The organism is Terriglobales bacterium, assembly GCA_035561515.1.
Classification (GTDB): Bacteria; Acidobacteriota; Terriglobia; order Terriglobales; family Acidobacteriaceae; genus DATMXP01.
Window position 1 is genome coordinate 80307 of sequence record DATMXP010000045.1, and the last position, 12318, is coordinate 92624.

Genomic DNA, 12318 nt, shown 5'->3' on the forward strand with positions numbered 1-12318 from the left:
AACATGGACACCGCCGCACAGCAAACTGCTGCCGCGACTCCCGTCGAGCCCCCCATAGAGCCGGGGTCGAACGGATCTGCGCCACATCTCAACACCGAAGCTGAGTACCTCGCTGTCATCCTTGGAGGCCTTCGCACTATGAGCGACGGAGACTTCTCCGTCCGCCTCCCCGTAACCTGGACCGGACTCCACGGCAAGATCGCCGACTACTTCAACGAGATCGTCTCTTCCAACGAACAGATGGCTCGGGAACTCAAGCGCATCGGCCAGGCCGTCGGTAAGGAAGGTAAGACTCGCGAGCGCACTCGCTTTCAACATCCTCGTGGCGCTTGGGGCGAGATGGAAACATCCGTCAATACACTCGTTGACGACCTCCTCCGACCCACGACGGAAGTCACCCGCGCCATCGCCGCCGTAGCACAGGGAAATCTAAATCAAACCGTACGCCTCGACGTGGATGGCCGCCCCCTCGAAGGCGAGTTCCTCCGCTCCGCCAACATCGTCAACACGATGATTCAGCAGCTCGGCGTCTTTACCGCTGAGGTTACCCGTGTCGCCCGTGAAGTCGGTACCGACGGTAAGCTCGGCGGTCAGGCTCAGGTGCCTGGTGTCGCCGGAACCTGGAAAGATCTCACTGACTCCGTCAACTCCATGGCCTCGAACCTCACCGGTCAGGTCCGTAACATCGCCGAAGTCGCCACCGCTATCGCCAACGGCGACCTCTCCAAGAAGATCACCGTCGACGTGCGCGGCGAAATTCTCCAGCTCAAGGAAGCCATCAACACGATGGTGGACCAGCTACGCTCCTTCGCCTCCGAAGTGACGCGCGTCGCCCGCGAAGTCGGTACCGACGGAAAGCTCGGCGGACAGGCCGTCGTCCCCGGCGTCGCTGGAACCTGGAAGGACCTCACCGACTCGGTCAACGCCATGGCCGGAAACCTCACGGCTCAGGTCCGCAATATCGCCGAAGTCACCACCGCCGTCGCTCGCGGAGACCTTTCCCGCAAAATCACCGTCGACGTAAAGGGCGAAATTCTCGAACTCAAAGACACCATCAACACGATGGTCGATCAGCTCAACGCGTTCGCAGGCGAAGTCACCCGTGTTGCCCGCGAAGTCGGTACCGAAGGAAAACTCGGCGGACAGGCACAGGTCCCCGGTGTCGGTGGCACTTGGAAGGACCTCACCGACAACGTCAACTTCATGGCCAGCAACCTCACTGGTCAGGTCCGTAACATCGCTGAAGTCGCCACCGCTATCGCCAACGGCGACTTGTCCAAGAAGATCACCGTCGATGTGCGCGGCGAAATTCTCCAGCTCAAAGAAACTCTCAACACCATGGTGGACCAGCTCAACCGGTTCGCCGGAGAAGTTACCCGCGTCGCCCGCGAAGTCGGTACCGAAGGCCGCCTTGGCGGCCAGGCCAACGTGCCCGGTGTGGCTGGAACCTGGAAAGATCTCACCGACTCCGTCAACTCCATGGCCGGCAACCTCACCGGTCAGGTCCGTAACATCGCCGAAGTGACGACCGCCGTCGCCCGTGGCGACCTCTCCCGCAAGATCACCGTCGACGTGAAAGGCGAAATTCTTGAACTGAAGAACACCATTAACACCATGGTGGACCAGCTCAACGCCTTCGCCGGAGAAGTGACCCGTGTGGCTCGCGAAGTCGGTACCGAAGGAAAACTCGGCGGTCAGGCAGAAGTGCCGGGCGTCGCCGGAACCTGGAAGGATCTCACCGACAACGTCAACTTCATGGCCGGAAACCTCACGGCTCAGGTGCGTAACATCGCCGAAGTGGCAACCGCTGTGGCACGTGGCGACCTTTCCCGCAAGATTACCGTCGATGTGAAAGGTGAAATCCTCGAGCTCAAAAACACCATCAACACCATGGTGGACCAGCTCCGCTCTTTCGCCTCCGAAGTGACACGTGTCGCTCGTGAGGTCGGTACCGACGGCAAACTCGGTGGACAGGCTCTCGTGCCCGGCGTCGCCGGAACATGGAAAGATCTCACGGACTCCGTGAACTCCATGGCCTCGAACCTCACCGGGCAGGTGCGTAACATCGCCGAAGTCGCCACCGCAATCGCCAACGGCGATTTGTCGAAGAAGATCACCGTGAACGTCAGCGGCGAAATCTTGCTGCTGAAAGACACCATCAACACCATGGTGGACCAGCTCAACGCCTTCGCCGGAGAAGTCACCCGCGTGGCTCGCGAAGTCGGTACCGAAGGACGTCTAGGGGGTCAGGCCAATGTGCCCGGTGTTGCCGGAACGTGGGGCGATCTCACCGACTCGGTCAACGCCATGGCCGGAAACCTCACCGGTCAGGTTCGTAACATCGCCGAAGTGACGACGGCTGTCGCCCGCGGCGACCTTTCCCGCAAGATCACCGTAGACGTGAAGGGTGAAATTCTTGAGCTCAAGAACACCATCAACACCATGGTGGACCAGCTCAACGCGTTTGCTGCCGAAGTAACCCGCGTCGCCCGCGAAGTCGGTACCGAAGGAAAACTCGGCGGTCAGGCACAAGTGCCGGGCGTCGCCGGAACCTGGAAAGATCTCACCGACAACGTCAACGTCATGGCCGCGAACCTTACCGGCCAGGTCCGTAACATCGCCGAAGTCGCCACCGCGATCGCAACCGGCGATCTCTCCAAGAAGATCACCGTGGACGTTCGCGGCGAGATTCTGCAGCTCAAAGAAACGCTCAACACCATGGTCGAGCAGTTGCGCTCCTTTGCTGCCGAAGTGACGCGCGTCGCTCGCGAAGTCGGCTCTGAAGGACGCCTCGGCGGTCAGGCCAACGTGCCCGGTGTCGCCGGTACCTGGAAGGACCTCACCGACTCGGTGAACGCTATGGCCGGAAACCTCACGGCCCAGGTGCGTAACATCGCCGAAGTGACGACGGCCGTGGCCCGCGGCGATCTCTCCCGCAAGATCACCGTCGACGTGAAGGGTGAAATTCTTGAGCTCAAGAACACCATCAACACCATGGTGGACCAGCTCAACGCGTTCGCTGCTGAAGTGACCCGCGTCGCCCGCGAAGTCGGTACCGAAGGCAAACTCGGCGGACAGGCGCAGGTGCCCGGTGTCGCCGGAACCTGGAAGGACCTAACCGACAACGTCAATGTCATGGCCGCCAACCTCACCGAGCAGGTGCGCGGCATTGTCAAGGTCGTGACCGCCGTCGCCAACGGCGAACTCACGCAGAAACTCACCGTGAACGCGAAGGGCGAAGTCGCCGCTCTCGCGGAAACCATCAACAACATGACCGATACGCTCGCCACCTTCGCCGACCAGGTGACCACCGTGGCCCGCGAAGTCGGTGTGGAAGGTCGTCTTGGCGGTCAGGCCAACGTGCCCGGTGCTGCCGGAACCTGGAAAGACCTTACCGGCAACGTCAACTTGCTGGCCGACAACCTCACCAACCAGGTTCGCGCAATCGCGGAAGTGGCAACTGCCGTCACCAAGGGTGACCTCACCCGTTCCATTCAGGTGGAAGCCAGCGGCGAAGTCGCCGAGTTGAAGGACAACATCAACACGATGATTGACAACCTTCGACTCACCACCGAACGTAACACCGAGCAGGACTGGCTCAAGACAAACCTCGCTCGTTTCACCGGCATGTTGCAGGGGCAACGCGACCTCAGCACCGTGGGGCGCATGCTTCTCTCGGAACTGGCTCCGCTCGTCAATGCGCAGCAGGGCGTCATCTATCAGGTCGATTCGGAAGAGTCCGGCAGCATGGTGCTGCTCTCCGCATTCGCCAACAGCCCGGACGGACACCTCGAACGCGTCCGTATCGGCGAAGGCTTAATCGGACAGTGTGCGGCCGAAAAGCGCCGCATGCTCATCAGCGATCTCCCCGAAAGAACGGTTCCGATCCGCTCAGGACTGTTCGAAGCCGTTCCCCGAAACGTGATCGTCCTTCCGATTCTCTTCGAAGAAAAGGTCAAGGCCGTAATCGAACTCGCCTCATTGAGCATGTTCAACGCCTCGCATCTGTCGTTCCTTGAACAGCTCACTGCCAGCATCGGCATCGTGCTCAACAGTATCGAAGCCACCATGCAGACCGAAGCTCTGCTTAAGCAGTCGCAGCAGTTGGCAACCGAGCTTCAGACTCAGCAGAAGGAACTCCAGCAGACCAACGAACAGCTTGCGCAAAAAGCTCAACAGCTCGCCGAGCAGAACGTCGAAGTCGAAAGAAAGAACCAGGAAATCGAGCAGGCCCGTCGCGCTCTCGAAGAAAAGGCCAAGGAACTCGCGCTCACCTCGAAATACAAGTCGGAGTTCCTCGCCAACATGTCGCACGAGTTACGCACGCCGCTGAACAGTATTCTCGTTCTCGGCCAGCAACTCCTCGACAATCCCGACGGCAATCTCACCGGCAAGCAGGTCGAATTCGCGCGCACCATCCACGGCGCGGGAACCGACCTCCTCAACCTCATCAGCGACATCCTCGATCTGTCCAAGATCGAATCCGGCACGGTGTCCGTTGAAGCCGAACAGGTCTTCTTCGCCAGCTTGCTCGACGCCGTCTCTCGTCCATTCCGTCACGAGGCGGAAAACCGCAAGCTCACCTTCGAAGTCGCGGCCGACCCGCATCTCGCGCGCAGCCTCGTCACCGACTCCAAGCGTCTACAGCAGGTCCTGAAGAACCTGCTCTCCAACGCCTTCAAGTTCACCGAGAACGGCGGTGTCAGGCTCTCCGTCTCTGTCGCTCAGAAAGGATGGTCGGAAGGACATCCCGTCCTCAGCACCGCTGGAAACGTCATTGCCTTCGAGGTCAGCGATACCGGCATCGGTATCCCCTACGAGAAGCAGCGCATCATCTTCGAAGCCTTCCAGCAGGCAGACGCCAGCACCAGCCGCAAGTACGGTGGAACCGGTCTCGGACTCGCCATCAGCCGCGAACTGGCCAGCCTGCTTGGCGGCGAAATCCAGCTCCGTAGCGCTCCCGGCAAGGGCAGCACGTTCACTCTCTACTTGCCACAGACGTACGTGGGCCCATCCTCCGCTAGCACTCCGGTCGTGGACCGCAGCCATCACACGGCCCTGTCGCCGGCACAACTCACGAGCGTCGCTCGCGCCGAGCAGGTCGTCGAAGACATCGCCGACGATCGCGACGACCTCCACACCGGAGACTCCATCCTCCTTATCGTGGAAGACGATCCGCACTACGCGACGATCGTCCGCGATCTCGCCCGCGACAAGGGCTTCAAGGTCCTGATTGCCATGCGCGGCGCGGAAGCCCTGGCGCTCGCGCGCGAATATCAACCGACAGCAATCTCGCTCGACGTCTTCCTGCCCGACATGCTCGGCTGGACGATCCTCAACCACCTCAAGCAGGACTCGGCCACCCGCCACATCCCTGTCCAGATGCTCACTCTCGACGACGATTGGCATCACGGTCTCTCGCGCGGTGCGTTCGCCTTTGTCACCAAGCCGACCTCGCCCGAAGACCTTGAGCAAGCCCTGACGCGTATCCGCGAATACGCCAGCCCGCGTCGCAAGAAACTCCTGGTTGTCGAAGACAATCCCGCCGAACAGCTCAGCATTCGCGAACTGCTCGGCTACCACGACATCGACATCGAAGTTGCCTCGTCCGGTGCGGAGGCCCTCAAGGCCGTCAAGGCACAGCGCTTCGACTGCCTTGTCCTCGACCTTCGCCTACCTGACATGACCGGCTTCGAAGTGCTCGAGCGCCTGCGCGATACACCCGAGCTCACCGATCTGCCGGTCGTCGTGTTCACCGGAAAGGAACTCTCCCCCGACGAAGACGCCCGCCTGCACACCTTGGCCCGTAGCGTCGTCGTAAAAGATGTCGAGTCCCCCGAACGTCTGCTCGACGAAACTGCGCTCTTCCTACACCGCGTCATCGCCGACCTTCCGCCCGAAAAACAAAAAATGCTCGACCGTCTGCATCGCTCCGATGAAGCTCTCGTCGGCCGCAAGGTGCTGGTCGTCGACGACGACGTCCGCAACATCTTCGCTCTCAGCAGTGTCCTCGAACGCCGCGGCATGGAAGTCCTCACCGCCGGCACCGGACGCGAAGCCATCGCTACCATTGAATCCACGCCCGACCTTGCCATCGTCCTCATGGACATCATGATGCCCGAGATGGACGGTTACGAAACCATGCAAGTGATCCGGCAGAACCCATCACTACGCCGCCTCCCCATCATCGCCCTCACCGCCAAAGCCATGAAAGGTGATCGCGAAAAATGTCTCGAGGCTGGCGCATCTGAATATCTCGCAAAGCCGGTCAACACCGAACAGTTGCTCTCGGCCTTGCGCATGTGGTTACACCGGTAATGACAAGGGACACACAACTCGGCACTTTCGGCGGCGATCTCGACAGGGTTAACATCCTCATGGTCGATGACCAGCCTGCGAAGCTTCTCACCTATGAGGCGATCCTCTCCGACCTCGGCGAGAACCTCATCAAGGCAACTTCTGGCCGCGAGGCCCTCGACCAGCTCCTGAAACACGACATCTCCGTCGTGCTCATGGACGTCAGCATGCCGGAGATCGACGGCTTCGAGCTCGCCGAGATGATCCGCCAGCATCCTCGTTTCCAGAAGACCGCCATCATCTTCATCTCCGGCGTCCACCTCAGCGATACCGATCGCATCCGCGGCTATCAGCGCGGCGCCGTCGACTACATCTCCGTCCCCGTCGTCCCCGAGGTCCTGCGCGCCAAGGTCACCGTCTTCGTCGAACTCCATCGCAAGACGCGCCAGCTTGAGAAGCTCAATCGCGAACTCGAATCGCGTGTCGAAGAACGCACCCAGGAACTTCGCGAGAGCGAAGACCAGTTCCGTACCCTTGCCAACTCCATCCCTCAGCTCGCCTGGATGGCCAACCCCGACGGTTCCATCTTCTGGTTCAACCAGCGCTGGTTCGACTACACCGGCGCCTCGCCAGGCATGTCCGACGGCTTCGGATGGCGCGACATCGTTCATCCCGACCACGTCAGTCGCGTCGAAACCGGCCTTAAGAAGTCATGGAGCAACGGCGAACTCTGGGAAGAAACTTTCCCGCTGAGATCCAAGGAGGGCCAGTACGCCTGGTTTCTCACCCGCACCGTTCCCATCTGCGACTCCAATGGCAAGGTCGTCCGTTGGTTCGGCACCGGCACCGACATCAGCGCTCAAATCGAAGCGCAGGCACAAATCCGCAAGCTGAACAGCCAGCTTGAGCAGCGTGTTGCCGAACTCGAAACCATCATGCAGGTTCTCCCAGTCGGCATCGCTCTCGCCCACGATCCCGATTGCGAATACATTTCCGGCAACACCGCTCTCGCGGAACTCCTCGGTGTCCCTCCTGGAGGCAATCTCCTCTACCGCGATGCCTCCGATGCCCCCTACGAGGTCTTCCGCGGCGACAAGAAGCTCAACCCCAACCAGCTACCCGTCCAGACCGCTGCTGCTACCGGAAAAGCCGTCGGCAGTACCGAGTTGCTTATTCGCCTCACCGATGGCACCGAGCGCCACGTGCTCGCCAGCGCCAGTCCACTTTTCGATGAAGCCGGTGCAGTCCGCGGCGCTGTTGGCGCATTCTTCGACGTCAGCACTCGCAAGCAAATGGAAAACATGCTCCGTGAGCGTGCCGACCTCCTCGAACTCGCTACCGAAGCGGTCATGGTCCGCGACCTCGACGGCACACTGCAATACTGGAATTCCGGCGCCGAAGCGCTCTATGGTTGGAATCGCGAAGAAATCATTGGTCGCAATATCCATCAGGTTCTCAACACGGAGTTCCCTGCTCCCCTTGAGGAGATCGAAGCCGCTCTCACCAGCTTCGGTACCTGGGAAGGCAATCTCATCCAGGAGACCCGCGATCACCGTAAGGTCACCGTCTCCAGTCGCAAGGCCTTGAACCGCGAGCGCGGCGTCGTCCTCGAAATCAATCGCGACATCACCGCTCGTCTTCAAGCCGAGGAAGCTCTTCGTCACACCGAAAAACTTGCCGCCATGGGACGCGTCGCCGGCATCATCGCTCACGAGATCAACAATCCTCTCGAAGCCATCACCAACGCCTTCTTCCTCCTGCGCGATCATCCTTCGCTCGACGAAGAAGCACGGCAATACGCCTCCCTGGCCGAACAGGAACTCGTACGCGTATCGCACATCACGCGGCAAACGCTCAGCTTCTATCGCGAATCGAAGCAGCCCATGCTGCTTTCTGTTCCTGAATTGCTCGACGACGTCCTCGAACTGCAAACGCGTCGCTTCCAGGTCGGAGGCATCGAACTTCAGCGCCGTTACCGCTCCGCTGGCCAACTCCAGGGATTCCCTGTCGAACTCAAGCAGGTTTTCCTCAATCTCGTCGGCAACGCCATCCAGGCTATGCCTCGTGGCGGACGTCTCCGCATCAGTGTCCGCGATTCCGGCCGTTGGAACGGATCGACTCCGGGCGTGGTCATATCCATCGTCGACACCGGGTCCGGCATTCGCCCCAAGGATGCAAGACACTTGTTCGAACCGTTCTTTACCACCAAGTCCGAGAAAGGTACCGGCCTCGGCTTGTGGATCAGTCGCGGCATCATCCAGAAATACGAGGGTGACATTCGCTTCCGCAGCATGGAAACCGCTGCCGGCAATCAGACCTGCTTCAAGGTCTTCATCCCCATTGCGACCGCCGACAACGCCTTGAAACCTGCTGTTCGTGCCGAGGCTGCCGGCGGATCACGCGTCGCGCGAGGCAATCGTGGATAACGGCAACTTCACCATCCTTTGTGTCGACGACGAGGCCACCCCGCTATATTTCCGCAAGCTGGTGCTCGAAAAGAATGGCTTCCATGTGCTCACCGTTCCGTCTGCGATGCAGGCCATCCAGCTTCTCGCCAACACGCGCGTCGATCTTGTGCTCTCCGACATTCTTATGCCGGAAATGCCAGGTACCGAACTCCTCCAGCGCCTTCGGAAATCGCACCCCAAGCTCCCCATCATTCTTGTTTCCGGCCTCAACGAAGTTCCTCCCGAGGCCGCTCAGGCCGATTTGTTTATCAGCAAGCTCGAGGGACCCATCGTCATGTGCGAGAAGATCAGACAGGTTCTACAGCAACATCAGAGTTCACACGAGACGGGCAGCGCAAACGCAAACGCCTCTTCGCAATCCGCAGCCCTGTGATACTGTATCGTAATACGATGTATCTTCCGGCTCTTGCCGGATGTAGCTTCGGCCAGGCATGACCGACGAGAAACGCAGAGCAAAAGTCGACCAATTCATCGTCGAGCAAATAGATAGCGTTCCCCACCTGGAAGCGCTGCTCCTGCTTTGGAACAGTCGTCCCAATCCGTGGTCTTCGGAACGAATGGCCCGTGCTCTGTACGTGCGTACCGATGTCGCCTCTAAAATCCTCGCCGGACTCGTCCAACGCGAGCTCATCGTGGCCGACGACGATTCGTTCCGTTGCGAAGAACATTCTCCCGAAACTAGCCAGTTACTCGGCGATCTCGACGCCATTTACCGGAAGGAAGTCGTCCGCATTTCATCCATAATTCATTCCAAGGCCTCTGCCGGTGTCAGGGATTTCGCCAAGGCATTTCGCTTTACGAAGGAAGACCAATGATGGCCGCAGCCGTCTACATACTCGGTGCTTTACTGGCGCTCCTATGTGCGCTCCTGTTGTTGAGGGGTTACCTTCGCGGACGCCAGCGCTTGCTCCTCTGGAGTGGCCTCTGTTTCCTCGGCCTTTCCATTTCCAACGTGCTCGTATTTTTTGACCTTGTCGTCCTTAGGGAAGGACCCGACCTTTACCTCGCACGCCTCATCACCGCTGCAGTCGCCATGTTGCTCATGCTCTACGGGCTCATCTGGGAGGCCGCATAATGATGGTCCTGGAATCTTTCCTGCTCGGCGTGGTCGCAACCGCTTCATTCACCGCGGCTATGTTCTTCCTCAAGTTCTGGAAACAAACGCACGATCAACTCTTCCTCGCCTTCGCCATCGCTTTCGCCATCGAAGGCTTCAACCGCTGCGCCATCCTTATGCTCGACAAACCCAACGAAGGCAGTCCCCTCATCTATGTCGTGCGCCTTTTCGCCTTCCTCCTCATCCTCGGCGCCATCCTCAAGAAAAACTACGGCCACCGCTAGCTTCCGTCGTGGATCTGGGTGGCGTAGACAGTGGATATGTGGCACAGATATTCCTGTTCGTGCCAACGAGCGGCACCTCGCCACCCTACCACTGCTGTTCACGAAAAATAACCCGGGACCTAGTCCCGGGTTATGCATCACCCCTCAGCCACCGATTGAGGCAAAGAGGCCCAACCGGATTAAAAATCAAGCTGCCGATTTCGCCGCGGTCGAGCGAAGCGACCTGAAGCCTGTACGGACCTCCTCTGAAAATAGCTTCGGCTGCTCCCAGGCTGCGAAGTGGCCGCCCTTCTCAAGCTTGTTGAAGTGGATCAGTTTGGGATATGCCCGTTCGGCCCAGCTCCGTGGAGCGGGATAGAGTTCGTCAGGAAAAACGCTCACGGCTACGGGGACAGAGACTCCTTTCACGTTGAAGTACCCTTGGCCCCAGTACTCCCAGTAAAGACGGGCGCCGGACAGCGCGGTATTCGTTAACCACGTGATGGTGATGTTATCGAGGATATCGTCTCGCGTAAGACCCTCCGAAATCCCATCGAACACTCGTGTGATCAGCGCATAGCTGCGCGCATCGTGATCAAGGAAATACGCAGCCAACCCGATCGGTGAGTCTGCAATTCCATAAAGCGTCTGCGGTCGCAATCCCATCTGGTAGCCGTAGGCGATTCCCTTTTGATATACGAACTGCAAACGCTCGTAAGCGATCTTCTCGTCGGCTGACAAACCCGATGGCGCCGGAGTTCCGGAGAATGCCGCTTGATCAATCTCAGTCGGAAAGATGCCAGGCATGTTGGTATGAATGCCAAGCAACTCCGGAGGCGCCTGCTTGCCCATCAAGTCGACGATTACCGCGCCCCAGTCACCGCCCTGTGCCACGAATTGCATATACCCTAGCCGCTTCATCAGCAGCACCCAGGCACGAGCGATGCGGTCGGGACCCCAACCGGGCGCCGCAGGCTTACCCGAGTATCCATAGCCAGGCATCGACGGGATCACCACATGGAAGGCATCCGACGCTTTTCCGCCATGCGCAGTGGGATCGGTCAGTGGCTCAATGATCTTCAATTGCTCCACCACGGAGCCAGGCCATCCGTGCGTCACGATAAGCGGCAGCGCATTCTCGTGCTTCGAGCGCTGGTGGATGAAATGGATGTCTAGGCCGTCAATTTCAGTGATGAACTGCGGATACTCGTTTAGTCGCGCCTCGCACTTGCGCCAATCGTATTCCGTCGCCCAATAGCGGGCCAGCTTTTGCATTGTTGCAAGCTGCACCCCTTGGGTTTCATCCCGCACCGTCTCCTTATCAGGCCACCTGGTCGCCTGAACGCGGCGGCGAAGTTCTGTCAGATCTGTTTCGGGAACGTTCATGCGGAACGGACGGATAGCCGCGTTATCTGCTGACTTGCTGCTTTGTGTCTTTGCGCTGGTCTGACTCATTTTTTGCTCCTTCACACACGACCGAGCGTGTACGTCGAAACCGGATGCATCGGCGCATCGGGTTACGGCTGAGAAACTTCGTCTCATCAGCCGAAGATGAACGAAAGGGGCTTCTGCATTTACATCGAAGAAGTCCGCTGCCGAACACTTCGACCATCGATGGTGAGCTGTGTTAGTGCAACAGCGGACGAGGTTTTTGGACCTCTGTCGCTGGCACGAAGAGGGACCCCACAAGTGCGCAGTAGTATACACATCCTCCCAACCGAGATCACCCGCTAGCAGCGGCTTTTAGTGGGATGGGCACCTTGACTGATGTGACAGAGCCAAGCGTAAATGAACTGTGCGTATCAGCCGATCCCATTTCGGGAAAACAGATGTCAAGGGGGTCCACACCTCCATTTCGACGCAAGTTCCTGATTTAACGGCAAATATAAATTTCAGAACTTTGGCATGTTGCCCCCACCCAAATTGCTATCCTAAAAATGTAGGTGGTGAAAGACGAGTTTTCCGTCTTCACCACCTTTCGCATTTGTTTGCTTTTTTGTTTTGCCGACGACCAACGACTAAGGACCAACGACTTGCTTTACCGAAAAATCGACGAACTGAGGAACTGATGAACTTGTAAGCCCTTTGTTTTCATATATGCGCTGTCTAACTCCTTTGCTTTCATATACACATTCTCCATATATGAAAACAAAGGACTTATAAATCCTTTAGAATCATATATGTAGAGCCCGACGCTCGCGTAACCGCTTTGTTTTCTTATACGAAGGCAAAA

The 12318-nt window shown here is 58.7% G+C and carries 7 protein-coding genes; 6 read left to right on the forward strand and 1 reads right to left on the reverse strand.

Annotated features, from left to right (window positions below; genetic code table 11):
• The first annotated feature begins 3 nt into the window (after positions 1 to 3).
• The 6 genes from VN577_20780 to VN577_20805 are packed head-to-tail and all read left to right on the forward strand — an operon-like array spanning position 4 to position 10106.
• The gene (locus VN577_20780; protein HWR17277.1) at positions 4 to 6318 is read left to right on the forward strand and encodes a HAMP domain-containing protein; all 6315 of its coding nucleotides are present in this window, start codon (positions 4 to 6) and stop codon (positions 6316 to 6318) included.
• Positions 6318 to 8723 carry a PAS domain S-box protein gene (locus tag VN577_20785; GenBank protein ID HWR17278.1) on the forward strand — a complete coding sequence of 802 codons (2406 nt, stop codon included), beginning with the start codon at positions 6318 to 6320 and terminating at the stop codon, positions 8721 to 8723. Before VN577_20780 ends, VN577_20785 begins: the two co-directional genes overlap by 1 nt.
• On the forward strand, positions 8716 to 9138 hold the full coding sequence (locus VN577_20790; GenBank protein HWR17279.1) for a response regulator: 423 nt from the start codon (positions 8716 to 8718) through the stop codon (positions 9136 to 9138). The genes VN577_20785 and VN577_20790 overlap by 8 nt, the downstream gene beginning before the upstream one ends.
• A 58-nt stretch (positions 9139 to 9196) precedes the next feature.
• Positions 9197 to 9580: a hypothetical protein gene (locus tag VN577_20795; protein ID HWR17280.1), complete on the forward strand. Its 384-nt coding sequence runs from the start codon at positions 9197 to 9199 to the stop codon at positions 9578 to 9580.
• The gene (locus VN577_20800; GenBank protein ID HWR17281.1) at positions 9577 to 9840 is read left to right on the forward strand and encodes a DUF5985 family protein; all 264 of its coding nucleotides are present in this window, start codon (positions 9577 to 9579) and stop codon (positions 9838 to 9840) included. Before VN577_20795 ends, VN577_20800 begins: the two co-directional genes overlap by 4 nt.
• The gene (locus VN577_20805; GenBank protein ID HWR17282.1) at positions 9840 to 10106 is read left to right on the forward strand and encodes a DUF5985 family protein; all 267 of its coding nucleotides are present in this window, start codon (positions 9840 to 9842) and stop codon (positions 10104 to 10106) included. The genes VN577_20800 and VN577_20805 overlap by 1 nt, the downstream gene beginning before the upstream one ends.
• A 186-nt stretch (positions 10107 to 10292) precedes the next feature.
• Here VN577_20805 and VN577_20810 read toward each other — a convergent pair whose 3' ends face one another.
• Positions 10293 to 11540, reverse strand: coding sequence for an epoxide hydrolase (locus VN577_20810; GenBank protein HWR17283.1), 1248 nt, complete (start codon positions 11538 to 11540; stop codon positions 10293 to 10295).
• Positions 11541 to 12318: the final 778 nt, after the last annotated feature.

What these genes read in the sequence shown, in the direction of transcription:
- VN577_20795 (HWR17280.1), top strand. Translation starts at nt 9,197, where the DNA reads ATGACCGACGAGAAACGCAGAGCAAAAGTCGACCAATTCATCGTCGAG.
- VN577_20805 (HWR17282.1), top strand. Translation starts at nt 9,840, where the DNA reads ATGATGGTCCTGGAATCTTTCCTGCTCGGCGTGGTCGCAACCGCTTCA.
- VN577_20785 (HWR17278.1), top strand. Translation starts at nt 6,318, where the DNA reads ATGACAAGGGACACACAACTCGGCACTTTCGGCGGCGATCTCGACAGG.
- VN577_20800 (HWR17281.1), top strand. Translation starts at nt 9,577, where the DNA reads ATGATGGCCGCAGCCGTCTACATACTCGGTGCTTTACTGGCGCTCCTA.
- VN577_20810 (HWR17283.1), bottom strand. Translation starts at nt 11,540, where the DNA reads ATGAGTCAGACCAGCGCAAAGACACAAAGCAGCAAGTCAGCAGATAAC.
- VN577_20780 (HWR17277.1), top strand. Translation starts at nt 4, where the DNA reads ATGGACACCGCCGCACAGCAAACTGCTGCCGCGACTCCCGTCGAGCCC.